At 69.2% G+C, this 26,224-nt stretch carries 22 protein-coding genes and 1 tRNA gene; 13 read left to right on the forward strand and 10 right to left on the reverse strand.

From position 1 onward, the window contains the following. Positions 1–8 precede the first annotated feature (8 nt). Complete coding sequence (locus KV203_RS18665) at positions 9–1,070, reverse strand: isochorismate synthase (protein ID WP_066473658.1); 1,062 nt, start codon at positions 1,068–1,070, stop codon at positions 9–11. Between the two features lie 34 nt (positions 1,071–1,104). Beyond that, the gene (locus tag KV203_RS18670; protein ID WP_066473697.1) at positions 1,105–1,839 is read right to left on the reverse strand and encodes an MSMEG_1198 family transcriptional regulator; all 735 of its coding nucleotides are present in this window, start codon (positions 1,837–1,839) and stop codon (positions 1,105–1,107) included. Between the two features lie 340 nt (positions 1,840–2,179). Between KV203_RS18670 and KV203_RS18675 the strand changes: the two genes are divergently transcribed. After that, positions 2,180–2,428: a LuxR C-terminal-related transcriptional regulator gene (locus KV203_RS18675; protein ID WP_066473652.1), complete on the forward strand. Its 249-nt coding sequence runs from the start codon at positions 2,180–2,182 to the stop codon at positions 2,426–2,428. Positions 2,429–2,466: 38 nt separating this feature from the next. Here the strand turns inward: KV203_RS18675 and KV203_RS18680 are convergent. Further along, positions 2,467–2,537 (reverse strand) — tRNA-Gly (locus tag KV203_RS18680). Between the two features lie 98 nt (positions 2,538–2,635). Between KV203_RS18680 and KV203_RS18685 the strand changes: the two genes are divergently transcribed. The 5 genes from KV203_RS18685 to KV203_RS18705 are packed head-to-tail and all read left to right on the forward strand — an operon-like array spanning position 2,636 to position 7,824. Then, complete coding sequence (locus KV203_RS18685) at positions 2,636–3,499, forward strand: exodeoxyribonuclease III (protein WP_066473649.1); 864 nt, start codon at positions 2,636–2,638, stop codon at positions 3,497–3,499. 13 nt (positions 3,500–3,512) lie between these two features. Further along, entirely contained in the window at positions 3,513–5,027 is a 1,515-nt protein-coding gene (locus tag KV203_RS18690) for a modification methylase NspV (RefSeq protein ID WP_066473646.1), read from the forward strand. Positions 5,028–5,042: 15 nt separating this feature from the next. Continuing rightward, positions 5,043–5,933 (forward strand): oxygenase MpaB family protein, encoded by an 891-nt coding sequence (locus KV203_RS18695; RefSeq protein ID WP_217996009.1) that lies wholly within the window; start codon positions 5,043–5,045, stop codon positions 5,931–5,933. Then, the gene (locus tag KV203_RS18700; RefSeq protein ID WP_066473641.1) at positions 5,933–6,547 is read left to right on the forward strand and encodes a TetR/AcrR family transcriptional regulator; all 615 of its coding nucleotides are present in this window, start codon (positions 5,933–5,935) and stop codon (positions 6,545–6,547) included. The genes KV203_RS18695 and KV203_RS18700 overlap by 1 nt, the downstream gene beginning before the upstream one ends. Next, a complete protein-coding gene (locus KV203_RS18705) occupies positions 6,544–7,824 on the forward strand; it encodes an FAD-dependent monooxygenase (RefSeq protein WP_066473638.1) in 1,281 nt (426 codons plus the stop codon). The genes KV203_RS18700 and KV203_RS18705 overlap by 4 nt, the downstream gene beginning before the upstream one ends. 140 nt (positions 7,825–7,964) lie before the next feature. Here the strand turns inward: KV203_RS18705 and KV203_RS18710 are convergent, their stop codons facing one another. Next, the gene (locus KV203_RS18710) at positions 7,965–8,564 is read right to left on the reverse strand and encodes an alpha/beta hydrolase family protein (protein ID WP_066473635.1); all 600 of its coding nucleotides are present in this window, start codon (positions 8,562–8,564) and stop codon (positions 7,965–7,967) included. A gap of 283 nt (positions 8,565–8,847) precedes the next feature. Between KV203_RS18710 and KV203_RS18715 the strand changes: the two genes are divergently transcribed. After that, positions 8,848–10,683 (forward strand): acyl-CoA dehydrogenase, encoded by a 1,836-nt coding sequence (locus KV203_RS18715; RefSeq protein WP_066473624.1) that lies wholly within the window; start codon positions 8,848–8,850, stop codon positions 10,681–10,683. A 69-nt stretch (positions 10,684–10,752) separates the two neighbouring features. Here KV203_RS18715 and KV203_RS18720 read toward each other — a convergent pair whose 3' ends face one another. After that, a complete protein-coding gene (locus KV203_RS18720; RefSeq protein WP_066473621.1) occupies positions 10,753–12,399 on the reverse strand; it encodes a VanW family protein in 1,647 nt (548 codons plus the stop codon). Between the two features lie 592 nt (positions 12,400–12,991). Between KV203_RS18720 and ppgK the strand changes: the two genes are divergently transcribed. The 4 genes from ppgK to KV203_RS18740 all read left to right on the forward strand — a co-directional run bounded on the left by ppgK (position 12,992) and on the right by KV203_RS18740 (position 17,252). Next, positions 12,992–13,804 carry a polyphosphate--glucose phosphotransferase gene (gene ppgK, locus KV203_RS18725; RefSeq protein WP_066473619.1) on the forward strand — a complete coding sequence of 271 codons (813 nt, stop codon included), beginning with the start codon at positions 12,992–12,994 and terminating at the stop codon, positions 13,802–13,804. A gap of 65 nt (positions 13,805–13,869) precedes the next feature. Next, positions 13,870–15,318, forward strand: a complete 1,449-nt coding sequence (gene zwf / locus KV203_RS18730) for a glucose-6-phosphate dehydrogenase (protein WP_066473694.1) — start codon at positions 13,870–13,872, stop codon at positions 15,316–15,318. A gap of 88 nt (positions 15,319–15,406) precedes the next feature. Then, positions 15,407–16,429 (forward strand): phosphogluconate dehydrogenase (NAD(+)-dependent, decarboxylating), encoded by a 1,023-nt coding sequence (gnd, locus tag KV203_RS18735; protein ID WP_066473609.1) that lies wholly within the window; start codon positions 15,407–15,409, stop codon positions 16,427–16,429. 10 nt (positions 16,430–16,439) lie between these two features. Then, complete coding sequence (locus KV203_RS18740) at positions 16,440–17,252, forward strand: SMP-30/gluconolactonase/LRE family protein (RefSeq protein WP_066473599.1); 813 nt, start codon at positions 16,440–16,442, stop codon at positions 17,250–17,252. Here KV203_RS18740 and KV203_RS18745 read toward each other — a convergent pair. From KV203_RS18745 to KV203_RS18755, 3 genes are all read right to left on the reverse strand, one after another. After that, positions 17,239–17,790 (reverse strand): nucleosidase, encoded by a 552-nt coding sequence (locus tag KV203_RS18745; protein ID WP_066473596.1) that lies wholly within the window; start codon positions 17,788–17,790, stop codon positions 17,239–17,241. The two genes, KV203_RS18740 and KV203_RS18745, sit on opposite strands and share 14 nt — an antisense overlap. Before the next feature lie 47 nt (positions 17,791–17,837). After that, complete coding sequence (locus KV203_RS18750) at positions 17,838–20,438, reverse strand: putative bifunctional diguanylate cyclase/phosphodiesterase (protein WP_066473595.1); 2,601 nt, start codon at positions 20,436–20,438, stop codon at positions 17,838–17,840. Between the two features lie 152 nt (positions 20,439–20,590). Beyond that, positions 20,591–21,904, reverse strand: coding sequence for an acetyl-CoA C-acetyltransferase (locus KV203_RS18755; protein WP_066473593.1), 1,314 nt, complete (start codon positions 21,902–21,904; stop codon positions 20,591–20,593). Positions 21,905–22,028: 124 nt separating this feature from the next. Between KV203_RS18755 and KV203_RS18760 the strand changes: the two genes are divergently transcribed. Beyond that, on the forward strand, positions 22,029–23,390 hold the full coding sequence (locus KV203_RS18760) for a 3-oxoacyl-ACP reductase (protein WP_066473592.1): 1,362 nt from the start codon (positions 22,029–22,031) through the stop codon (positions 23,388–23,390). Between the two features lie 7 nt (positions 23,391–23,397). Beyond that, positions 23,398–24,291 (forward strand): MaoC/PaaZ C-terminal domain-containing protein, encoded by an 894-nt coding sequence (locus KV203_RS18765; RefSeq protein WP_281422384.1) that lies wholly within the window; start codon positions 23,398–23,400, stop codon positions 24,289–24,291. Positions 24,292–24,312: 21 nt separating this feature from the next. Here KV203_RS18765 and KV203_RS18770 read toward each other — a convergent pair whose 3' ends face one another. Beyond that, positions 24,313–24,912: a TetR/AcrR family transcriptional regulator gene (locus KV203_RS18770; protein ID WP_066473591.1), complete on the reverse strand. Its 600-nt coding sequence runs from the start codon at positions 24,910–24,912 to the stop codon at positions 24,313–24,315. A 69-nt stretch (positions 24,913–24,981) separates the two neighbouring features. Further along, the gene (locus KV203_RS18775; RefSeq protein WP_083530269.1) at positions 24,982–26,214 is read right to left on the reverse strand and encodes a glycoside hydrolase family 3 N-terminal domain-containing protein; all 1,233 of its coding nucleotides are present in this window, start codon (positions 26,212–26,214) and stop codon (positions 24,982–24,984) included. Positions 26,215–26,224: the final 10 nt, after the last annotated feature.

Here is a 26,224-nt window from a genome sequence, read left to right on the forward strand (position 1 = left end):
TCGAGCGACTACGGCAGCAAAAGATCACTCGGTGCGCTCAGCGCGTCGATCAACGTCCGCAGCTTCACCGTCGTCTCGTCCAGCTCGGCCTGCGGATCGGAGTCGGCGACGATGCCGCCGCCGGCATAGGCCCGCAGCACCCGCCCGCCGGATGCCAATTCGGCACACCGGATTGCGACCACCCATTCGCCGTCGCCGTCGGCGTCGCACCAGCCGACCGCCCCGCCGTAGAACCCGCGCGGCTCCTCCAACTCGGTGATCGTGGCCAGCGCTCGATCGGTCGGACTGCCGCAGACCGCAGGGGTCGGGTGCAACGCCCGGACCAGGTCCAGCGCGGTGACTGCCGGTTCGGCCAACAGCCCGTCGATCGGTGTGCACAGGTGCCAAACCTGGCCCGCACGAGTCAGTTCCGGCCGGTCCGGGATGCGCAGCTCGCGGCACAGCGGCGTGAGCCGATCCCGGATCCACTCGATCACATGCGCGTGCTCGCCCTGATTCTTCGTCGAGTCGAGCAGTTCCGCCGGGTCCGCGGTGGCCGGCAGCGTACCGGCCAACGGGCGCAACGACACTCGGTTCCCCTGCCGAGCGACCAGCAGTTCCGGGGTAGCGCCGACCAGCACCGCGCCGGCCGCCACGGGAGCGACGAAAACGTTGGCCGCCGGGTACCGGACCACCAGGTGGGCGGCCAGAACCTGCGGATCGATCGGCTCATCGGCAGCGAGTTCGACCGAACGAGCGGCAACCACTTTGGCCAGATCGCCGCGCTGGATCAGCTCGATCAGCTTGGTCACCCGAGCCAGATGTTCCGCCCGCGCGGGAATCTCGACGGTCGGCTGGACGACCGGCAAGGCGGGCAGCGCCGCGGGTCGCCACCCGCCCGCGGTCCGCACCGCAGCATTCGGCTGCCACAACGCAACCGGATCGGCCGGATCGAACGGGAACGCGCCGACCACCAGGTCTGCGCTGCCGCTCGCCAGTGCGGCCCGGGCGGCGGCCGGGTCCGGATAGCTGGACCGGACGCCACGTGCCCGGAGCACGGAGTCCGGACGGGCCAGCAGAAAATCGGTCATCGCCGAAAACGATAGCCCGGGCTCCGCCGGCCGCTCAGATCGCGCCGACCACCTCCGGATAGCCGTTGCGCCGGCACCAGCTCACCAGGTACCGCGCGTGCACGCCGCACCAGCGGTACACGGTGGCCAAGGTCATCGGGAGCTCCGGATCGTGCTCGCGGCGCTGCTCGATGATCGGACCGAGATAGCGCCCGGCCACCTTGTTCGCCGTGTTCGGCGCGACGCCGGCGGCTTTGGCCAGACTCGCGCCGTCGCTGGCCCGGCCGGCCGCGATGGCGCCCGCAAGCCGACCGGCGGTGCGTCCGCGCCGGCCGCTGAACAGGGTGTACAGCGGTGGTGGGCCCGCCGGCCGGACCGGCTCGGCCGGTCGCCGCCCGTACGCGGTTGCCTGGACGGCGTTGAGCAGGGCCTCGAATCCACTCACCTTCTCGATGACACCGGCCACGTCCGAGCGGTGGATCGCTTCCTCGAAGTGGTCGCGCTCCACGCTGTGCCCCTGCGCGGTGAACAACACCGGCGCCGCCCGTTCGGCTCGGCGCAGCGTCTCCAGCACATCGAAACCGTCGAAGCGGTATTCCAGCTCCGGCCGGTTCCAGATCAAGTCCGTCGTGACGACGTCGAATCGGACCGCCCGTTTGATCTCGCGGTGCACCGTAAGCGGATCGACGGCCGGGACCACGGTCGCATGCGGCATCGCGGCAGCGAGCGGACCGGCGATCACCCTGGCCAGTGGCGAGGCGACCAGGATCCGCACCCGAGGAGAATCCATGGAAAAAGACTCACCGAAACGGATCAACATCGCAAGATCTTGCCCGACAACGCGCCACATCGGACAACGCCAGTCTGTTCGCCAAAATGTTGCTCACGTTTCGGGAGAGAACTCGCGCCCGCGTTGCCGAGCTGCTAAAAAAACATCTAGAGGCCGAGATTTCCTCAGTAAGTCACTAGCGAAACATCAACTACCGCAAGACTTCAGGAGACTCCGAATGCCGTCTTCCGCGCGACGTTCCACGGCTTTCCCGTACGCCACACCGTCGGCAACTCCCTCTTTGCTGAAAATTGTTCAAGCTTCCCCGAATGAACCAGACACTTCTCGGGTTAGCTGCCCGATGCCCCGCGTGCCGCGCTTCTCCGACCGGGAGGTGGACGTGATTCGCACCTGGTTGCTCTCCGGAACCAAAGCCGAAGCGGCCGGCAAGCTCTACCTGTCGATCGGCACGGTGAACACGCACCTGGCGCGAATCCGGCACAAGTACGAGGCTGCGGGCCGGCCGGCCAACGACAAGGCCGCGCTGCTCGCCCGCGCCCTCATCGACCGACTGGTCACGCTCGCCGAGCTCGAGCGCTGCTCCGGTTGAACTGCAGCGCTGCTTCGAGCAGCGAACATCGAACACTGAGCCGATGACGGGAATCGAACCCGCATTCTCAGCTTGGGAAGCTGATGTTCTACCACTGAACTACATCGGCGCCGGGCACATGCTGGCCGGTCGGCACCACTCTAGCAGCCGTCGACCACTCGCTCGGTAGGTCGGTCGGCGCGGTAGGCCGGTCGCTACGGTGGGTCCATGCGGGTGGCCACCTGGAACGTCAACTCGGCGAAACAGCGCGTGCCGCGGCTGTTGCCGTGGCTCGATCAACGCCGGCCGGAGGTGGTCTGTCTCCAGGAGACCAAGCTGACCGACGACGCGTTCCGCGCGCTGCTCGGCGGCGAGCTCGCCGCCCGCGACTACGAGGTCGCGCTGTACGGCGAGGTCCAGTGGAACGGGGTGGCGATCCTGTCCCGCGTGGGCCTCGACAACGTCGTCCGCGGCCTGCCCGGGGCGCCGGGTTTCCCGCACCAGGAGGCCCGCGCGGTCGCGGCGACCTGCGGCGGGGTGCGGGTGCATTCGTTGTACGTCCCGAACGGGCGCACGCCCGACTCCGACCACTACCACTACAAGCTCGAGTGGCTGTCCGTGCTCCGCGACACGGTCGCCGCGGGCCCGGCCGACGTCCTGGTGTGCGGCGACATGAACATCGCGCCGGCCGATGCCGACGTATTCGACCCGGACGCCTACGTCGGCCAGACCCATGTCACCGCGGCGGAACGGGCCGCGCTGGCCCGGCTGACCGATCTCGGCTTGCACGACGTCGTCCGCGACCGGTGGCCGGACGAGCGGGTGTTCAGCTACTGGGACTACCGCGCCGGGATGTTCCACCAGGACCTCGGGATGCGGATCGACCTGATCTTGGCCGGCACCCCGGTCGCGGACCGGGTTCGCGCAGCCTGGGTGGACCGGGCGGCGCGGAAGGGAACCGGCCCGAGCGACCACGCCCCGGTGATCGTCGACATCGACACCGCACCCGACGGCGACATCGGCCCGGTCGTGCCGCCGCCGTCGGCCGGGACCCCGCGGCGCGGCAGGCACAAGCTCCCGCAGGCCCGCTGAACCACTTATTGTCTTGCCCAACAACGAGTTCGGTGACTTCCAGACGCCGGAACCGCTCGCCGCGAGCCTGCTCGCGACGTTGCCCGCGCGGAATTGGGCACGTGTCCTCGAACCGACCGCCGGCACCGGCGCCTTCCTGGCCGCGGCCCGAAAGGCGTTCCCCCGGGCCGAACTTCTCGGGGTGGAAGTACAAACGAAGCATGCCGAGCGGGCACGCCGGTTCGCCCCGGTGCTGCACGCCGACCTGTTCACCCTGAACCTGGCCGACGACCTGCCCTACCGGACCGCCGCCGGCCCGACCCTGGTGATCGGCAACCCGCCGTGGGTGACGAACAGCCAACTGTCCGTGCTCGACTCGGCCAACCGGCCGCCCCGAGGAAACGTCCGCCGCGACCGCGGCATCGATGCGATCACCGGCCGCGCGAACTTCGATGTCGGCGAGGCCGTCTGGCTGCATCTGCTGCGTGCGCTGGCCGGTAGCGACGCGACCGTGGCGCTGTTGTGCAAGACCCAGGTGGCCCGGAACGTGCTGCGGCACTGCGCCCGGCACGCACTGCCGATCGAATCGGCGACGATCCGCCGAATCGATGCCCGACGCTGGTTCGGCGCGTCGGTGGACGCCTGCTGGTTCACCGTCGCGCTGCGGTACCAGGTACCGATCCGGTATCGAGCGGCGGTCTACCCCGACCTCGACGCCGGGATTCCCGAGCATGTGCTCCAGGTCCGGGACGGACGGCTGATCCGGGACCTCGACCGCCGGCCGGACCTGCTCGACCTGGACGGGCGGTGCCCGCTGCCGTGGCGCCAGGGCATCAAACACGACGCCGCCGCCGTGATGGAGCTGGTCGCCGTCGACGGTCGGCCGGTGTCGTCGAGCGGAGACCGGATCGACATCGAGCCGGAATACCTCTATCCCCTGTTCAAGTGCACCGACGTGTATCACGGTCGGACCCGGACGGCCGCCCGGTGGATGGTGGTACCGCAGCGGCATCCCGGCGAGCCGACCCAACCGCTCGCCGCCGGCGCTCCGCAGCTGTGGCAGTACCTGACCCACCATGCCGCCGCGCTGGACGGTCGACGTTCCCGGATCTACCGCAACCGGGCGCGGTTCGGCATCTTCGGCGTCGGGCCCTACACCTTCGAGCCGTACAAGATCGCGGTGTCCGGGCTGCACAAGCGGCCCTGCTTCCAGCTGGTCGGCCCGATCACCGGACGGCCGGCGGTGTTCGACGATGCCACCTATCTGCTGCCGTTCCACGACCCGGCCGAAGCCGCCGTGGTACACGCGCTGCTGTGCGCCGAACCGATCCAGGCACTGCTCGCCGCGATCTCGTTTCCCGACAGCAAGCGGCCGATCACCAAAGCGGTACTCCAGCGAATCGACCTGGCCGCGGCGTTGCGCCGGATCGACCGCCACCAGCTACTCGCGCACGCGACCGCGCAGCTGGACCGACTCGGCAGCGCCGGCGATCCGGCCACGACGGCCGACATCTTGGCCGCCCGGTGGGCGGCACCCGGTAACGCTTGACCGTTCCACAGGTCGGTGAGAGACTTTCGCTATCACTATCTCAACGCGGAGGTAGCCATGGAGGCGCTCGCACATCTCGATCGGCCCGTCGCGCCGCTCGGCCCCGACTCGATGCTCTGGCAGATCGCCGGCAAGCGAACCGCGCTGCTCGGCGCGGGCGCCGCGTTGCTGCTGCAAGTCGCCCACCCGGTGGTCGGCGCCGGCGTGCACGACCACTCCGATTTCGCCCGGCGTCCGTGGGACCGGCTGGAGCGCACCCTCGACTCGCTCTACACCCAGATCTTCGGTGGCCAACGGGCGATCGACGAGTCCGCCCGGCTGCGCACGCTGCACCGGACCATTACCGGAACCGACGAGCAGGGCCGCCGTTACCACGCCCTGCAGGCCGAGGCGTACTTCTGGGTGCACGCCACGCTGTACCTGATGCTGGTCGAGGTGGAGCGGAACTTCGGCCGCCCGCTGACCCGGGAGCAGCAGGTCGTCGCCTACGCGGAATGGCGGCAGCTCGGCGCGCTCCTCGGCATCCCGGACCGGGTGATGCCGACCGATCTGGACAGCTTCCACCGCTACGCCGACGACATGATCGCGAACACGCTGACGGCGAATTCGAGTACCCGCCAGGTCACTGCGGTGCTCGCGCTGCGCGGCGTTCCGGCGCCGACGCCGTTGCTCACCCCGGCGTGGGCACTCGGCCGGCCGGCCGGCCGGCGCGTCCTCACCCTGAGCACCGCCGGGTTGCTCCCGGCCAACCTGCGGGAACGGCTCGACCTCGACTGGTCACCGCGCCGGCAGGCCGAGCTGAACGCGCTCGGTGCCATCGTCCGGCGGACCGAGCAGCGACTGCCGGCCCGGGCCCGGTACTTCCCGATGGCGTACCGGGCGAAAACGGCCGGCCGGGCCGGCTGATGTCCGGGGTCGGGCTCGTTGCGCAGCTGCTCGCGGCCGCGGCACCGGACGAGGACGATCCGGCCGTGCTGGACGGCGCGTTCGCCGCGTTCCTCGATTTCGGCATCCGGCGCACGACGATGGCCGAGATCGCCCGGCGCAGCGGGGTCAGCGCGGCGACCCTCTACCGGCGGTACCCGGGCAAGGACGCGGTGATCCGCGCGGTGCTGGCCCGAGAATCGCGCCGATTCGTCCGGGCCGTCGATGCCCGGGTGGATCGCACCGCCACGGCGCGGGAGCAGGTGGTAGCGGCGTTTGTCGCGTTCACCACGGAGCTTTCCGGCAATCAGCTGCTCCGCCGGCTGCTCACCACCGAGCCCGAATCCACCCTGCCGCTGCTCACCACCGAAGCCGGGCCGGTGCTGGCGGTCGGCCGGGAGTACGTTCGCGGCGACCTCGCCCGGCTGCAGGCGACCGGTGGGCTACCGGCGTTCGACGTCGAGCCGGTGGCCGAGATATTTGCCCGGCTGGCGCTGTCGCTGGCGCTCACCCCCGACGGCGTGATCCCGGTCGAGGATGCTGCTGCCGCTGCCGAATTCGCTCGCGCCCATATCACCGCACTGGTCCGGCTGTGATCGTCGTCGCCGGCGCCGGAATCGCCGGCCTGGCGCTGGCCGGTGCGCTGCACCGCGCGGGGACCCCGGTGCAGGTCTACGAGGAGCGCCCGGCACCCGCACCGACCGGCGCGGGCATCACCCTCTGGCCGAACGCGTCGGCCGCACTGGCAGCGCTCGGCATCGCCGACGCGGTGTCCGGGCTCGGCCGGCCGGTGGCGGTCGGCGGGATCCGCCGGGCCGACGGCCGCTGGGTGCGCCGGATCGATCCGGACCGACTCGACCGTGCGCTCGGCGGTACCCCGATCGTGGTAGACCGCCAGGAGCTGATCGCGGCGCTCGCCGGCGAGCTGGACCGCGCCGGCCGGGTCCGATTCGGCGTCGGCGTGCGCGGTTACCGCCATGACGGCGCCGCGGTTGCGGTCGAGCTGGCGGACGGCTCGACGGTCGCCGCGACCGCACTGGTCGGCGCGGACGGCTATCGGTCCGCGGTGGCACGCCGGCTCGACGGTCGGATCACCGAGCGGTACTCCGGGTACACCGCCTGGCGCGGCGTCGCCGATCTCGACTGCACCGGGCACGAGCCGTTCCAGGCCTGGGCCCCCGGGCTGGAGTTCGGCTTCCTGCCGATGCGAGACAAACGGACCTACTGGTTTGCTGCAGCCCGCACCGCCCCGGGCGATACCGATACCGCCGCGTCGGAACTGCATCGAATATTCGCCGGGTGGCCCGATCCGATAACCGCATTGCTCGCCCACACCCGTCCCGCAGCTATCTTTCGGCACGATATCTACGATCGGACGGTTCCGCGTCGCTGGACGGCGGGCCGGGTGGCGCTGATCGGCGACGCCGCCCACCCGATGCGTCCACACCTCGGCCAAGGCGGCTGCCAGGCACTGGTGGACGCCGCTGTTCTGGCCCGACTGATCGGCGGTCCGCCGCAGGTCACCGCCGCCGGCCAGATCACCGCCGCCGTCCCGATCACCGCCGCCGTCCCGATCACCGCCGCTGTCCCGATCACCACTGCCTTCGAGCGGTACGCCGCGACCCGGCGGCGGGCCGCGCTGCGCTGCGTCCGACAGTCCGCGCTTGCCGGCCGGATGCTGCTGGGCCCACACCTGGCTCTGCTGGCAGCTCGAACGATGGCAGCCCGCACACCCGAGACCGTCGCGTTGCGGGCACTCGGGACAATCGCCAGCAAACAGGCCGGCGCGATTCCCGGCGGCTCGAGCCGGCCGAACCGAGCCGGGCGGGAGCCGTATGCCCCTCGTCTTCGGGGCAGGACGATGGCAGACTGACAGTTATGTTGTGGGCATGGTTGCTGGGCATCTGGGCGTTGGCGTCCGTGCCTGTTGCGGTAATGCTCGCCCGCTTGACGCGCAACGGGCACCGGAATGATTCCCGCCCGGTGCTGCCGGATTTCGAGGCCGAGGTCGGCTCAGGTGGCCGACCAACGCAGCAACCAGGGCCGTACCAGAGCGGGTAGTGCGTCGACCCGGCGGAATGCGTGCGCCTGCCCCCGCACCACGTGTACCGCGGTCGCGTCGGCCGGAGCCGGAACGCCGAACGGATCCCGCTCGCCGTTGATCACCACCACTTCGCCGTGGTCGAGCGCGCAGCGCAGTTCGTCCACCCGGCTGCGTTCCGGCTTCCCCGGTGGGTGCAGCGGAAACGAGAGCGCCAGCACGCCGGCGACCTGCGCCGCCGCCGCGGTCCGGCAGGCAACCCGGGCGCCGTTGCTCCGCCCACCCTGGATCAACGGCACCGCACCGACCTGCTCCCGGAGCGCGGTGACGACGTCCAGCCAGGCGGCGTCCTGTGGTCCGGTCGCGCCCGGTGCCCGCCGACCGGACACCTGGTACGGCTGACGGACCCGGGCGACCCCGCCACCGAGGGCGAGTGCCGTATCCCGAACCGCGAGCAGGTCCTTGGTGTCGACACCGCCACCGGCGCCGTGGGTGAGCAGCAGCAGAAATCGGGGCTGCTCGGGAAGGTCGAGAACCACCTCGGCGGGGCCCGCAACGGTCCGGATCTGCACCCGCTCAGGCTACTCCGCACGGCCCAGGTGCTAGCTGGTCCGACCGCCGAAAAACCTGACAGAACCCTCATGATTTGGTCGCTATTTCATTGCTGACCAGCATATTTCATGAAAGTATCGCCAGTGTGTCGCGCATCACAATTGACATTCGAGCGCTTGCTGGCGGTACCGCGCGCACGTACGATCGAAAGCAACAAGTTACCCGCGGGTAGCACCGGGACAACGCAGACCGGGTGGGACCGGCCGACCGGCTCGCAACCCCAACCTCAACGGAGAGCAGCACATGGGTCACTACAAGAGCAACGTCCGCGACCTCGAGTTCAATCTGTTCGAGGTGTTGGGACTCGGCGACATCCTGGGCTCCGGAGCGTTCGAAGACCTGGACGTCGACGTCGCCAAGGAGATGCTTGCCGAGGTGCGCCGGCTGGCCGAAGGGCCGCTGGCCGAGCCGTTCGCCGATACCGATCGCCACCCGCCGACGTTCGACCCGGAGACCCATACGGTCAGCATTCCGGAGCCGTTCAAGAAGGCGTTCCATCAGTTCCAGGAAGGCGGTTGGGACAAGCTCGGCATCGACGAGAACCTGGGTGGCACGGCCGTCCCGCGGGCGCTGTACTGGGCGATCGCCGAGCTCGTCCTCGGTGCCCAGCCCGCCGCGTTCATGTATGCCGCCGGCGCCGGCTTTGCCAACATCTTCTACGAGAACGGCACCGACGAGCAGAAGAAGTGGGCGCAGATCGCCACCGAGCGGAACTGGGGCGCCACCATGGTGCTCACCGAGCCGGACGCCGGTTCGGACGTCGGCGCCGGCCGGACCAAGGCGATCCCGCAGGCCGACGGCAGCTGGCACATCGAGGGCGTGAAGCGATTCATCACCTCCGCCGACGCCGACGACATGTTCGAGAACACCTTCCACCTGGTGCTGGCCCGGCCCGAGGGCGCCGGCCCGGGCACCAAGGGACTGTCGCTGTTCTTCGTCCCGAAGTTCCTGTTCGATTTCGAGACCGGCGAGCTGGGCGAGCGCAACGGCGTCTACGTCACCGGACTCGAGCACAAGATGGGCCTCAAGGCGTCCACCACGTGTGAGCTCACCTTCGGCGGCCACGGCAAGCCGGCGATCGGCTGGCTGGTCGGCGAGCAGCACAACGGCATCGCGCAGATGTTCGACGTGATCGAGCACGCGCGGATGATGGTCGGCACCAAAGCGATCGCGACGCTGTCCACCGGTTACCTGAACGCGCTCGGCTACGCGAAGGAGCGGGTGCAGGGCGCCGACCTGACCCAGATGACCGACAAGACCGCCCCGCGGGTCACGATCACCCATCACCCGGACGTGCGTCGCGCGCTGATGATGCAGAAGGCCTACGCCGAAGGCCTGCGCGCGGTCTATCTGTATACCGCCGCCCACCAGGATTCGGCGGTGGCCGAGCTGGTCTCCGGCGCCGACGCGGAGCTGGCGTTCCGGGTCAACGACCTGCTGCTGCCGGTCGTGAAGGGCGTCGGCTCGGAGCGCGCGTACCAGTACTTGACCGACTCGCTGCAGACTCTCGGTGGCTCCGGCTTCCTGCAGGACTACCCGCTCGAGCAGTACATCCGGGACGCCAAGATCGACTCGTTGTACGAGGGCACCACCGCGATCCAGGCGCAGGACTTCTTCTTCCGCAAGATCGCCCGGGACCGCGGCGTCGCCCTGGCACACATCGCAGGTCAGATCCAGAAGTTCATCGATGCCGAGGCCGGCAACGGGCGGTTGAAGGGGGAGCGCAAACTGCTGGCCACCGCGTTGGAGGACGTGCAGGCGATGGCCGCCACGCTGACCCAGCACCTGCTGGCGGCGCAGGAGCAGCCGGCGGAGCTGTACAAGGTGGGTCTCGGCTCGGTCCGGTTCCTGATGGCGGTAGGCGACCTGCTGATCGGCTGGCAGCTGCTGCGTCAGGCCGAGGTGGCCGGGGCTGCGCTGGACGCGGGTGCGGAGGGTGCGGAGAAGGCGTTCTACCAGGGCAAGGTGGCCGTCGCGCAGTTCTTCGCGCGCAACGTGCTGCCGGAGCTGACCGCTACCCGCGGCGTGCTGGCCAACCTGGACAACGATGTGATGGAACTGGACGAAGCCGCCTTCTGACCTGGCGCCTTCCGACCTGACGCCGGCCCAGCCGCACCGCTTTCCGTTCGAGAAAGTGGTGCGGCTGGGTCAGACGCATTTCACGATCGGGACCGGGTCGTACTTGACCGTACGGGTGTGCCGGTACACCTCACCGCCGGTGGCATGATCGGTGATCACGCGGGTGTTGCTGGTGGTGAAGCCCGGCGCCCCGGCGGACGGGATGCAGTCGTCGCCCTTGGGCAAGGTGAGCGAGGTCGGTTCGGTCTCCGCGTACCGGTTGCCGGTGATCGACTCGACGTCCACCGTCTTGGTGCCCCAGATTCGCACGGTGACATCCGAATCCGAGGCCGCGGCCTGGATCACGATGCCGTGCTGGGTGTTGTTGCGGAACTGCAGATCGATCGCGCCCTCGAACACGGTTGCCTCCCGCGCTTCGGGATAGCGCGAGATGTAGTAGCTGTGTTCGGTGTGCGTTACGTCCTCCAGGCCGGCGAAATACGCCGCGTTGTACAACGTGGTGGCGAACTGGCTCACCCCGCCGCCGATCGCCTTCGCCGGACGGCCGTGGTCGATGATGCCCGACTCGACGTAACCCTGCGCCGCACCGCGTGGACCGGTGTAGCCGTTCAGCGAGAACGTGTCGCCCGGTAGCACCAGCGCCCCGTTCACCTGTGCCGCCACCGCGCGGATATTCACGCCGGACGCCGCGGCGAACCCGCTGGTGGTGAACTGGCCGATCACCTCGCGGATACCCAAGCCCTGCGCCTGCTCGGTACCGATCTTCGGCGGCACGGGTTTGTAGGTCGCTGCGGCGGTCCGCACCACCGGTGCCGCCAGCAGCCCCGGCAGTGCGTCCAACGTCGTGGCCCACTCCACCCGGTCGCCGACCACCGCCGGTACCACCCGCGGGACACCACCGGACACGTCGACGGTTGCGTCCTTCGGCGCCACCTCGCTCGGTGCGAGCTGCGGGGCCAACAGAGCCGTCGCGGCATTCTTGTCGTAGCGCGGTTCCAACTGATCGCCGACCGCCGCGAAACTGAGCACGCGCGGTACATCCGTCGGCGACAGCACCGCCCGACGCCCCTGCTTGCCGGTGAATACGACGTCGCTCTGCACCGCCGGCTCGGCCACCGTCTGCATGGCCCGCTCGACCGCAGCAGCGTTCACCTGCACGGCAGTGGTGCGCACCGGCAGGTCGACGGGGGTGCCGTCCACCCAGTGCCGGGCCAGCCGATCCCGTGCGGCCGCCAGGTCGAGCTCCTGGCCGGGCACCGGCGCCACCGCGACCGGACGGGCGCCGTCGAAGACGATGTTGCCCTCGACAGGTTGGCGGTCCACCTGCGTGGTCACCTCGCGCAGCGCGGCGGTCAGCGCTGCGTCGTCGACCGACGGCACGAACCCGACCTCGGTCCGCCGGAACCAGGAGGTGGCGCGGGTGATCGGATTCCACGACTGAGCGCCCACCCGGTCCAGCGTCGCCGGCCAGTCGATGTCCAGTCCGGCCCCCTTCGGCACGATCTGGGCGGTGACATCGCCCGCACGAACGTCGATCGGTCGGGTCGACCGCTCCAGTAGGGCGGTGCGCAACTGCGCCTCGGCGTCGGCGCGGGAACGGCCGCCCACGTCGACGCCGGCGACGGTCACCCCGCGCGGCATATGCCCGCCGGACAGGACCAGATCGAGCACGTAGACCAAGGCCACCAGCGCGAATGCCGCCACCGTGACCGGCACGACCCACCGGCGCGAGCGGCGAGTCGGCGGCGCCGGGAGAAACTCCGGCGATGGCGGAACCACCGGGGGCGGGTTCGGCGGGAAGAGGTTCGGCAGAGAAGGGTTCGGTGGAGGAGGGTTCGGCGGCGACGAACTCACCGCCGCAGCGGTCGGCGGCGACCCGGAAAGCGACGGCAGCCCGGATATCGGCTCGGTAGCCGGATCGACGCCCGGACCGTACCCGCCCGGCAACCCGTCGTCACCCATTCCCGCAACACCTCCCGACCCCTCGTCCGGTCCACGCCTCGGCTGCGACCTGGCCCGATTATCGCAGTACGGTCACGAACCGCCGGATGCGGTCGAGATCGGCCCCCCGGGAGAATGTCGAAAGCCCCACGCTGCTGCCGGGTCGGGGGTCAGGCAGCAGCGTGGAGCCACACTGGATATCGCCGTCCCCGCTGAGGCGTTACACACGGACCGACGATTCTCGAATGTGATCCAGGACACAGCCGCACCTCGCCCGGGCGACGACATCTGTGTGATGGTTGTCATATGTCGTCGATCGACTCGGCCGACGACGCGCCGGTCCCGGCGAGATCCCCAGGAGGTCGCAATGACTCAGCCCGCGACGGTTCAACCCGCCGACACCGGACAGGCGCTCGGCGTCGATGTCGGGGGCAGCGGGGTCAAAGGCGCCATCGTCGACCTGGCCACCGGCGAGTTCGTCGGCGACCGGGTCCGGATCGAAACCCCACAGCCGGCGACACCGGCGGCAATCGCGGCCACCACCGCGCAGATCGTCGAACAACTGGGCTGGGCCGGCCCGATCGGCGTCACCGTGCCGGCGGTCGTCACCGGCGGCATCGTGCGCACCGCAGCCAACATCGACAAGTCCTGGATCGGTACCGACGCCGCCGCCCTGTTCAGCCGGACGCTCGACGGCCGGCCGGTCACGGTCCTCAACGACGCGGATGCCGCCGGTCTCGCCGAGGACCGCTACGGCGCCGGGCGCGAACACTCCGGCGTGATCATCCTGCTGACCTTCGGCACCGGCATCGGCTCGGCGGTGCTCAACAACGGTGTGCTGTTACCGAACACCGAGTTCGGCCACTTCGAGGTGAACGGCAAGGACGCCGAACGCCGCGCGGCGGCCTCGGTTCGAGAGCGCAAAGATCTGTCCTGGAAGAAATGGTCCAAACGGGTTTCGAAAGTGCTGATCCGCTACGAGGATCTGTTCTGGCCCGATCTGTTCATCGCCGGGGGCGGCGTAAGCCGCAAGGCGGACAAATGGATTCCCCGGCTGACCAACCGCACACCGATGATCGCGGCGCAGTTGGAGAATACCGCCGGCATCGTCGGCGCAGCGATGGCGAGCGTGGCAATCGCCGGCACCGCGTCGGCAAGTTCGACGAATACACCCGAATGACCCGGGCGATGAACGTGCCGTTCAGTTCTGCGCACACCCTGCCCGGCACCGGCGAAAGTGGGACGATGGAGGCCATGCCGACCAAGGACGTGCAAACCGAGCCATACGTCGTCGTACTGTTCGGCGCCACGGGCGATCTCGCCCGAAGAAAGCTCCTGCCCGCGCTGCTGCACCTGTCGATCTCGCAGCTGGCGCCCGACCTGCGGATCGTCGGCACCTCGCTGGACGACATCGACGACGAGCAGTTCCGTGCGATCGCGTCCCAGGCCTGCCTGGAATTCGACCGGCATTCGGCCGGCCCGCTCGAGCGCGATGCCTGGGTGAAATCGCTGCGCTACGTGCCGCAGGGCAAAGGGCCGGCCGCGCTGGCCGAGGCGGTAGCGGCCCAAGCCGCCGAACTCGACCACCCGAACCTGCTGCACTACCTGAGCGTTCCACCGCGGGCCGCCATCCCGGTGATCCACATGCTGCAGGAAGCCGGGCTGGTCAAGGACTCCCGGGTGATCATGGAGAAGCCGTTCGGCACCGATCTGGTCAGTGCCATCGCGCTGAACCAGGCGATCCACGAGATCTTCGCCGAGGATCAGATCTTCCGGATCGACCATTTCCTGGGCAAGGAGCCCGCCCAGAACATCCTCGCGTTCCGGTTCGCCAACGGCCTGTTCGAGCCGATCTGGAACCGCACGTTCATCGACCATATCCAGATCGACGTGCCGGAAACCCTGTCCCTGGAGGGCCGGGCTGCGTTCTACGAGCAGACCGGCGCATTCAAGGACATGGTGGTCACCCACCTGTTCCAGATCCTCGCATTCGTCGCAATGGAACCGCCGACCGAATTGGCTTCGGAAGCAATCAGTATCGAGAAGAACAAGGTGTTCCGCTCGATGGTGCCGTTGCAGCCGCACAAGGTGGTCCGCGGCCAGTACCGCGGGTATCGCGACGAGCCCGGGGTGTCACCCGAGTCGGATACCGAGACGTTCGTCGCGCTGGAGTGCGAGATCGACAACTGGCGCTGGGCCGGCGTGCCGTTCTACCTGCGCACCGGGAAATGTCTCGCCGAAGGCCAGCGAATCATCTCGATCGCGTTCCGCGAGCCGCCGAAGAGCATGTTCCCGGCCGGTTCCGGAGTCGGCGCGCACGGCCCGGACCACCTCACCTTCGACTTGGCCGACCAGTCCAAGGTGTCGCTGTCGTTCTACGGCAAACGACCGGGTCCCGGGATGAAGCTGGACAAGCAGAGCCTGCAGTTCGGTCTCACCGAAACCGATACCGCGAACGACGTGCTGGAAGCGTACGAACGGCTGATCCTGGACGCCATGCGCGGCGACCACACGCTCTACAACACCGCCGACGGCATCGAACGCCTGTGGGAGGTGTCGGCGCCGCTGCTCGACAATCCGCCGCCGGTACGCGGTTACGACCAGGGTTCCTGGGGACCCAACGCGATCCACCAGTTGATCGCACCGCACGCCTGGCGGCTGCCGTTCGAGCGGGTCTGGCGAGCGAAAAAGTAAGCAGCAGAACAGAAAAACAGCGGGCCGGCGCGGCCCCGGAGAACAGACAACCCGCGAAGCACAGCTCGCGGGCGGGAGAGAGGGAGCCATGCAGCTGGGAATGGTCGGCCTGGGCCGGATGGGCGCGAACATCGTGCGCCGGATCATGCGGGATGGGCACACCGCGGTCGTCTACGACGTCAACGAAGCTCCGGTGCGCGAACTTGTCGACGAGGGTGCCGAATTCGGCACGACCGACCTCGCCGAGTTCGTGTCCAAGCTGGAGACGCCGCGGGTGGCCTGGGTGATGATCCCGGCCGGGATCACCGGCAAGGTGATCGATCAGCTCGCCGAGCTGATGGCGCCGGGGGACATCATCATCGACGGCGGCAACAGCCGCTACCACCAAGATATCGAGCGGGCGAAAGCATTGGCACCCAAAGGTATCCACTACGTGGATATCGGCACCTCGGGTGGCGTGTTCGGCCTGGACCGGGGCTACTGCCTGATGATCGGCGGCGAGCGCGAGCCGGTGGAACACCTCGACCCCCTGCTGAAGTCCATCGCACCGGGCGTCGGGACCGCCGAACGAACCCCGGGCCGGACCGGCGAGACCTCGACCGCGGAGGAGGGGTACCTGCATTGCGGTCCGGCCGGCGCGGGTCACTTCGTGAAGATGGTGCACAACGGCATCGAGTACGGGGCGATGGCCGCGTACGCCGAGGGCCTGAACATCCTGCACAAGGCCGATATCGGCAACCGGGACAGCGGCGATTCGTCGGCGGAGGAGACACCGCTGGAGAACCCCGAGTGGTACCGATACGACCTGGATGTTCCCGAGATCACCGAGGTGTGGCGACGCGGCTCGGTGGTCGCGTCCTGGCTGCTCGATCTGACCGCCGCCGCGCTGTACGCCGAACCGACGCTCGAATCGTTCGGGGGACGGGTGTCCGACTCCGGCGAAGGCCGGTGGACCGTGGACGCCGCAATCGACGAGGGGGTCCCTGCCGCGGTGCTCACCGCGGCGTTGTACAGCCGGTTCGACTCCCGCGGCGAGGCGCTCTACGCCAACAAGGTGCTCTCCGCGATGCGTAAGGCGTTCGGCGGGCATCACGAGTTGCCCAAGGCGTAGCGTCGCCGCAATGACGGTGCTCGCCCAGGGACACGGGCTGGTCGAATCGGTCCGCCGGCACGACGATCACGTCTGGTTCGCCGACTGGTTCGCCGGCGACATCCTGCGGGTACCGATCGACGGTTCGGCGGCCGGCGGCCCGGCCGAGGTGATCTGTCACCTGCCGGGCATGCCGGTCTGTTTCGACTGGCTGCCGGACGGCCGGCTGGTGAGCACCGGCGCGCCGAGCGAACTGCTGCGCCGCGAACCGGACGGCCGGCTGGTTCGGCATGCCGATCTCACCGCGATCGCCGACACCCCGTGGAACGACATCGCGGTCGACCCGCGGGGAGCCGTCTTCGTGAACAACATCGGGCACGACTTCATGAGCGACGATTACCGCCCCGGATCGATCGCGGTCGTCACGCCGGACGGAGTTGCCCGACCGGTCGCCGACGGCCTGGAGTTCCCCAACGGGATGGCGGTGATCGACGACGGCGCGACGCTGCTCGTCGCGGAGTCGTACGCGGACCGGCTGACCGCGTTCGACATCGGGGCGGACGGCGCGCTGTCCGGCCGACGGGTGTGGGCCGAACTGGGCAAACGCGCAGCACCGGACGGGATCAGCCCCGATCCGTCCGGTTCGGTGTGGTACGCCAGCGTGCCCAACCGGTCGTGCACGCTGGTGGCGGCCGGTGGCGCGGTGCTGCAGACCGTGCCGTTCGATCGCGCCGCCTTCGACTGCGCGATCGGCGACGGCACCCTCTACGTCGTCGGGGCCGAATGGGGCGACGATATGGCCGGCACCGGGCAACTCGCCGCGGTGCCGCTCAGCGCGCGCTGAACCCGGCCAACCACTCGCCGAGCACGCGGGCGCTGCCGGCCACCGCGGCCGGCCAGTCGAACGCCGCGGCGTCGGCATTGTCGGAGACGTGCTTGACCAGCGTCACCGGCGCACCGAACCGGCGGGCCGCGAACGCCACGGCGTAACCCTCCATATCGACCAGGTCGGCCACCTCGGCCAGCCGGGTGCGCGCCGCCGGCTCGGTGACGAACAGGTCACCGCTGGCCAGCGCGGGTCCGGCGCCCAGGTGTAGCCGTTCCTGCGGGTCGTAGCCCAGGGTGCGGATCGCGGCGGCGTTCAGATCGTGGTTCCACACCGACCCGATCCGGTGCAGACCGGTGACCCCGTCGCGCAGGGCCCCGGCGGTACCGATATTGACCACGTGCATCCGACTCGGATCGGGAACCCGGGCCAGTGCGGTGGCGACCGCTACGGCCGCCGCGGTCTTGCCGATCCCGGTGATCACCAGCGGTAGGCCGGTCGGCACGTCGGCCGCCTCGGCTCGGGTAGCCGCCACCACGAGCAGGTTGTCGGTCACCCGGACATTCTGCCGGTCCCTGCCCCCGGGTGCCGGGCGAGTGCAGGTCAACGGAGGATGAGCGGCGACCGGTGCTCGAGCACCAGCTGGATGAACGCCGATTCGGGCATCGGCCGGGAGATCAGGTATCCCTGCAGGTACTGCACGCCGTAGGTGCGCAACAACGCCATCTCGGCCGGACGCTCGACTCCTTCCGCGCAGACGGCAAGGCCCAGCTCCAGCGCGAGCCGGGTCACGGCGCGACAGATCCGCTCCTGGTCGGTATCGGCATCGACACCGGCGACGAACGAGCGGTCCAGCTTGATCTGCTGGACCGGCAGCCGATGCAGGTAACCGAAGTTCGAGTAGCCGGTGCCGAAATCGTCGATCGCCAGATGCACCCCGCGTTCCCGCAGCGTCGCCAGATTGGCCAGCACGGTGCTGCTGTGCTCGAGCAAGGTGTCTTCGGTGATCTCCAAGCTGAGTCGCTCGGGCGGCATCGAGTGTGTTTCGAGGGTCCAGAGCACACGTCGGGCAAAGTCCGCCTCGGCCAATTGCGCCCCGGCGATATTCACCGCCACGCCGGCGGCGATGCCCTGCTTCGCCCACCGGGTCGCCGCGGCCACCGCCCGGTCGAGCACCCAATCACCGAGGATGGACATCGCCCCGGCCGATTCCGCCAGCGCGATCAGTTCGGGGGTCGGCAACACCAACCGGCCGTCTGCGCCGTACCAACGCAGCAGAGCCTCGGCCTGGACCAGCCGGCTGGTCCAGGCGTTCACGATCGGCTGGAAGACCAGACTCAACTCGTCGTTGCGCAGCGCCATCCGGAACCGCTCGGCCATGATCACCCGTTGCCGCGCGTCGTCCAGCATGGCGGCGTCGAACACCCGGGTGGACCCGCGCTGCGCCTTCGCCGCCGCCAGCGCCAGGTCCGCGCCGGACAGCACGTCGGCGGCCGGGCCGGGCCGGTCGGCGGCCAGTCCGATCGACAACCCCACGGTGAACGGCTTGCCCGCGACCTCGTAGGTACCGCAGACCCGCTCTTTGATCGTGTTCGCGGCGGCCAGGGCAACGTCCTCGGCCAATCCGGGCCGCAACAACACGGTGAACTCGTCACCACCGAACCGCCCGACCAGATCCTCGCTGTCGACCGCACCGGCCAGCCGGTCGGCCACATCGACCAACAAACGATCCCCGGCCACGTGTCCGCTGGTGTCGTTCACCAGCTTGAAGCGATCCAGATCGCAGAACATCACGGTGGCCCGGCCCGCGGTCTCGAGCCGCTCGACGAGCGCGGCCTCGAATCGGGTCCGATTGGCCAGGCCGGTCAACCGGTCGGTGCTGGCCGCGTGCTGCAGCTGCTGTTGCAGCCGAGTCTGGGCATCGACATCGCGCAGGTTGAGCAGCAACGTGCCACCGGGCATCCGGGACCAGGTGGCTTCGACGTAACGGTCGGTGCCATCCTCGCGGCGGGCCCGAAACGCGAGCCGGTCGCAGTTCGGTTCGCGCAGCCGAGCCGACAGCACCGCCCGGTCGTCGGGGTGGACCAGGTCGACGAACACGCGGTCGCGCAGCCGGGCCGGGTCCCGCCCCAACACCGCGAGGGCCGACGGACTGGCAAAGCGCACCCGGCCGGACAGATCCAGCCGCAGGATCACATCCCGAACACTCTCGAACAGTCCACGGAGCTCCCGTTCGCTCGCGTCCAGCTGCCGGTACAGCTGCGTCACCTGCCGGATGAACTGCGCCTGCCGCGCCGTCATCGCCACCAGGATCACCACCATCACCATCCGGATCAGCGGATGCAGTACCCCGGGACCGACCGCGACGAAAACGGCGGACAGCTCGAACAGGGTGGCGATCGGTAGCAGCCGGTGGTCGAGCGCCGGCACGAGTGGCCGGTCACTGATCAACGGCGCGGCGTTGATCAGCAACAGCGCCGAGATCACCCAGCTGAGCGCGATCACGTCGACCGGCACATGCAGTGCCCGAGTCACCGTCTCGGCGTCGCCGAGGCTGGCGACCAGCAACGACAGCACCGCCAACCGCGCCGCCGGGCGACGTCGGGGCCCGCGGCAACGCCAGATCACCACACCGACGGCCAAACCGACGACATCGAGAATGCTCGTGATGAGCATCAGTACGTCGATCCAGTTCTGCGGAACACTCGGATCGCCGACCCAGGTGCCGAAGTGCCAGCCCGCGCTGAGCACGACGATCGACCCGGTGATCACGATCAGATCGAGCGCGACACAGGCAAGCCGGCCTCGTTCGGCGGTCGGCGCCACCAATCCGATCAGACCGACCACGAAGGCGAAGGTCGCGCCGTCGAACCACACCGAGCTGAGCCAATCGACATTGTCGTACCAGGCGCCCAGATCGGCCGCGATCATGACGTTGCCGATCCCGTTGCAGATCTCGCCGAAGCCGATCAACAGCCACGGCACCCAGACCGATCGCGGCAGCCGCAGTGCCGCCGTGATGCACGCGACCCCCGCGACGAGCGAGACGGCCGACAGCACCCAGCCCACCGTCGTCGGGCGGACGACGGCGAGCGTCAGACTGAGCGCGGACGCAACGAGGAGACCGGTCTGCAGCCGGGGAAAGCGCCACGCAGCGCCGGTCCGCGGCCGGATGCCGATCGATCTACGCGGATCTGTGTCCACTGTGATCTTGTCCCCTCAGCTCGGGCAGCGGCGCCGCCTCCCGCAGCGACCTCCGATCACCTGCCCGACCAGACACCTCCCGACCGATTCAACTAATTGATCTTAAGTAGTAAGCCATACCGCCCGCCCGGCGGTCGATCGGATTCCCGGGTTCAGCGCTCGACGATGGCGGTGACACCCTGCCCACCGGCCGCGCAGATCGAGATCAAGCCGCGTCCGGAGCCCTTCTCGGCCAGCATCTTCGCCAGTGAGGCGACGATCCGGCCGCCGGTCGCGGCGAACGGGTGTCCCGCGGCCAGCGACGAGCCGTTTACGTTCAGCTTGCTGCGATCGATCGCGCCGAGTGCCCCGTCCAGCCCCAGCCGCTCCTTGCAGTAGGCATCCGACTCCCAGGCCTGCAAAGTGGCCAGCACCACCGAAGCAAACGCCTCGTGGATCTCGTAGAAGTCGAAATCCTGCAGGGTCAGCCCGTTGCGCGCGAGCAGCCGGGGCACCGCATAGGTCGGCGCCATCAACAGTCCGTCCGGGCCGTGCACGTAATCGACCGCAGCGGTTTCCGAATCGACGAGATGGGCGAGCACCGGCAGTCCCCGCTCGGCCGCCCACTCGTCGGTGGCCAACAGCGCTACCGCCGCGCCGTCGGTCAGCGGGGTGGAGTTGCCGGCGGTCATCGTCGCGTCACCGGCCGCAACCCCGAACACCGGCCGCAGTGTCGCCAGCTTCTCGACGTTGGAATTCGGCCGCAGGTTGTCGTCCCGGGTCAGCCCGAGAAACGGGGTGACCAGGTCGTCGAAGAAACCACGGTCGTAGGCGGCCGCCATGTTCCGATGGCTGGCCGCGGCCAGCTCGTCCTGGTCGGCGCGCCGAACACCGAACTCCTTGGCCGTGATCGCCGCGCTCTCGCCCATGGACAGGCCGGTGCGCGGCTCGGCATTACGCGGGATCTCGATTCCCAGCATGCTCGGGCGCACGTCGGCGAGCAGCTTCAGCCGATCACCGGTGCTCTTCGCCCGATTCAGCGAGAGCAGGAACTCACGCAGGTCTTCGCCGACCCCGATCGGGGCGTCCGAGGTGGTGTCGGTGCCGCCGCCGATACCGGCGTCGATCCGCCCGGCAGCGATCGCGTCACCGACGGCGACCAGCGACTGGAGGCCGGTGCCACACGCCTGGGTGAGATCGAAGGCCGGGGTGTACGGGCTGAGTCGACTGCCCAGGACGCTTTCCCGGACCATGCCGTGCTCGCCGATCCGCTTGAGCACCGCCCCGCCCACCACCAGGCCGAGCCGCTCGTCCTGCAGATTGAACCGGCTCACCAGGCCGTCCAATGTCGCGGTCAGCATGTCCTGATTGCTCGCCTTGGCATATGCGCCGTCCGAGCGGGCGAACGGAATCCGATTGCCGCCGACGATCCCGACCGCCCGTCGCCCGGCCGGGGGATTCTTGGTCGTCGCATTCTTGGTTGCCACTACGGACTCTCCATCGACTCGAGTTGTCTGCTCGACAACTAACTTACTCCAGAGTAAGTTAGTTGTCGAGCTTCGCTGCGGCGGACCGGCGAAGCAACAACCGGCACCCGAAGGTAGGACAACAGTGGCACCCAGCAAGGCAGCCCCGGACCTGTACTCGTCGTTCCTGGCCACCGCGCCCGGCGCATTCCTGGCGAAGCAGGCCGGTCTTCCCCAGCCGGAGACACTGCGCCGGTACCGGGCCGGCGAGCCCGCGTTGCCCGGCCCGATCCTGCTCGGCGGCTCCGGCCGATTGGTCGATCCGACCCGGGAGCTGTTGTCGGACTACGTCTTCGCCGATACCGCCGGCCGGGCTACGGAAGCGTACGGCGCCCTGGTCTTCGATGCGACCGGGATCGAGTCGGTGCCCGACCTGGCCCAGCTGTTCGACTTCTTCCAGCCGGCAATCCGCGACCTCGGCCCGTCCGGGCGGGTCGTCGTACTCGGCAGCACCCCCGAGCAGGCCGGTTCGGTGTCGGCGCAGGTCGCCCAACGCGCGCTGGAGGGCTTCACCCGGAGCGTCGGCAAGGAGCTGCGCCGCGGCGGCACCGCACAACTGGTCTACCTCGATCCCGCGGCGGCCACCGCCGCCACCGGGCTGGCGTCGACGCTGCGCTTCCTGCTCTCGGCCAAGTCGGCCTACGTCGACGGGCAGGTGATCCGGGTCGGCGCAGCGGATTCCGACCTCACCGCGATCGACTGGAACCGGCCGCTGGACGGCAAGGTCGCCATCGTCACCGGGGCCGCTCGCGGCATCGGCGCGACGATCGCCGAGGTGCTCGCCCGCGACGGCGCCCACGTGATCTGCGCGGATGTGCCGCAAGCCGGCGAGGCACTGTCGGCGACGGCGAACCTGGTGCACGGCACCGCGCTGGCACTCGACGTCACCGCGCCGGACGCCGCCGAGAAGATCGCTACCCACCTGAACGAACGGCACGGCGGCACCGTGGACGTGCTGGTGCACAATGCCGGAATCACCCGGGACAAGACCCTGGCCAACATGGACAGCGCCCGCTGGAACACCGTGCTGAACGTCAATCTTCTTGCACCACAGCAGATCACCGAATCGCTGGTGGCAGCAGGGGCGCTCCGCGCCGGCAGCCGGGTGATCGATGTGTCCTCGATCGCCGGGATTGCCGGCAACCGGGGGCAGACCAACTACGGCACCTCCAAAGCCGGGGTGATCGGCCTCGTCCAAGCCACCGCGCCGGCGCTGGCCGAGCAGGAGATGACGATCAACGCGGTCGCGCCCGGCTTCATCGAAACCGCGATGACCGCCGCCATCCCGTTCGCCACCCGGGAAGCCGGCCGGCGGATGAACTCGCTGCTGCAAGGCGGACAGACCGTGGACGTCGCCGAGACCATCGCCTACTTCGCCAGCCCGGCGTCGAACGCGGTGAACGGCAACATCGTCCGGGTGTGCGGCCAGAGCCTGATCGGAGCGTGAGCACGCCGTGAGCACCTCCCGGACCATCGTCCTGCCTCGGCGTCCGGCCGCCGGCCGCCAGTACCTGCGAGCGGCGTTGGGCGCGGTGCCGATGCCCGGGCCGTTGTCCCGCCGGCGTACCGCCCTACCGGAGCGGACCGCGGAACTGACCGGACTGCGCGTCGATCGGGACAACCTGGCCGACTACACCCGCGCCTGCGGGCTCCGATTCGGCGACACCCTGCCGATCACCTACCCGTTCACCCTCACGTTCCCGGTGATCATGGAGTTGATCATCGCGCGCGACTTCCCGTTCAGCGCGGTCGGAGCGGTGCACGCGGAGAACCTGATCACCCAGGAGCGGCCGATCTCGACGAGCGAACCCCTCGATATCCGGGCGCGGACCGCCAACCTCCGCGAGCATCCGAAGGGGCTGCTGGTCGACGCGATCAGCGAGATCAGCGTCGGCCGGGAGCCGGTCTGGCGACAGGTCACCACGTTCCTGCATCAGCAACGCACCTCGCTGTCGGACGCTCCGCGCTCGGCGCCGAAGTCCGATCAAGCGCCGCCGCCCCCGCTGCGGCGCCTGCAGGTCGACCAGTCCATCATCGATCGCTACGCTGCCGCGTCCGGCGACCGAAATCCGATTCACACCTCGACCCTGGGCGCCAAGGCGTTCGGCTTCCCGGCGACGATCGCCCACGGTATGTGGGAGGCCGCTGCGGTGCTCGCCGCGGTCGAGGGGCGGATTCCGGATCAGGTCCGCTATCAGGTGAAGTTCGGTAAGCCGGTGCTGCTGCCGGCGACGCTCAACCTCTATGCCGACCCGGTCGACGGGCCGGACGGAACCGGCTGGGACCTGGCGTTGCGGCACCCGACGAAGGGATATCCGTACCTGACCGGCACCCTGCGGGCCGGCTGAGCGGACGGGCGGGCCGCCGAGCTACTCCTCGTCTCGGCGGCCGGCCAAGCCCAGCCACGCCAGGTTCTCCAACAGATTCACCGCGGCCTTCGCGGCGAGCTCGCCACCGGCGATCCGGTCGGCCACCGCCTCGCCCGCGCCGATCAGCGCAACCGCCATGACGGTGAAATCGGTGTCCGGCGTCGGATTCTTGGTGCTGGTCCGCAGCAGATTTGCGGTCAGTTCGACCAGCCGGTCCCGACTGGCCTTCACCTGCCCGGCGAACGCCGGCTGGCCGATCGCCTGGCGATAGAGCACGTTCCACGACCGACGGTTGTGTTCGACGAAGGTCAGAAACGAATCCAACGCCACCCGGACCTGTTCGTGCGGGGTCAGCAGCGGGTCGCCGGCCGGCGCGATCGCCTCGACGAACCGGGTGGCCTCCCGATCGATGCAGGCGGTGAACAGCTCATCCTTGGAGCCGTAGTACAGGTACAACATCGGCTTGGAAATCTGCGCCGCGGCTGCTATTGCATCCATCGAGGCATCGTGAAATCCATTCTGGGAGAACACTTCCACCGCTGCATCCAGCATCTGCTGCTCCCGGATGGCGCGCGGCAGCCGCTTGGTTCCACCCGCCATCGCACCCTCCTGCCGCCCGGTCGACTCCCGGCTTCTTACTCTACGGTAAGTTCCGGCGAGCGGGTCGGATCAGCAGGGCACGGCATTCTTGAACCGGCCGACCCGAAGGACCGACTCGTCCACCTGCTGTTCGCTGAGCCGGCCGGCGGCGACCGCCTGGGTCAACTGATCCAGCACTGCCGGGACGGCATCGGTGCTGATCCACAACGCATCGTCGGCGCCGGCCACCAAGGCCGCTTCGACCGCCGCCGGTACGCCCATCCGGTCGGTGATCGCCGCCATCCCGCTCAGGTCGTCGGTGAAGATCACCCCGTTGAACGGTAACGCTCCGTAGGGCAGACCCGTGCGCAAAGCGCGCATCACCTCCGGGCTGATGCTGGCCGGCCGGCCCGCCGCGGTCAGACCGGGCACGTCCAGGTGGCCGACCATGACCGCGGCGCCCGAACCGATCAGGTTCCGGAACGGCACCAGGTCCCGGCCCTGCATGGCCGCGAACGGCGGCGTGGTCACCGGACCCAGATGCGAATCGCCCGAAGCAGATCCGTGTCCGGGAAAGTGCTTGATCACCGCACCCAGGCCGGCATCGTGCAGGCCCCGGATGTAGGCGTCGGCGTACTGGGTCACCACGTTCGGGTCACCGGAGAAGGACCGGTCGCCGATCACCGTGTCGTCCGGCTGATCGCTCACGTCGACCACCGGCGCGAAATCGACGGTGATGCCCAGGTCACGTAACTTGGTAGCGCGCGCCTTCTCCTGCTCGTAGGCCTGCTGCGGTGACATGGTCGCCGCGACCTCCTTCGCCGACGGCTGCGTCCCGATCAGGTTCGGAATCCGGGAGACCCGGCCACCCTCCTCGTCGATGGTGACCATCAACGGCACCTTGGCTTGATTCTTCACCTCGGCGAGCGAGCCGTTGGTCAGCAATGCCTGGTCGGTTCCACTGCCGACGAAGATGCCGCCGACCTGATGCGATCGCACCACGTTCAGCGCATCGGCCGGACCGGAGACCCCGACGGTCAGCAACTGGGCCAGCTTCCCCCGGAGATCGAACTGCCGCAGGTAGGTATCGCCGCACACGTCGCCGAACGGCGCCGATACCGGCGTGACCGCGCCGGAACCCGCCGGTGCGGCCGACATCGCCGTCGGCGCCGACCGGTCGGGAGCCGACGAGCTGGACAGCGCGACCGGCGCCGAAGCGGAGGTGCAGGCCGAGGTGAGACCGACCCCGAACGCCAGTGCGGTCACCCCGACGGCGCGGCGCAGAGCGAACCGTGGCGGACGGCGCGAAGCAAGCAGACTCATAACGGCACCG

The organism is Skermania piniformis, assembly GCF_019285775.1.
Classification (GTDB): Bacteria; Actinomycetota; Actinomycetes; order Mycobacteriales; family Mycobacteriaceae; genus Skermania; species Skermania pinensis.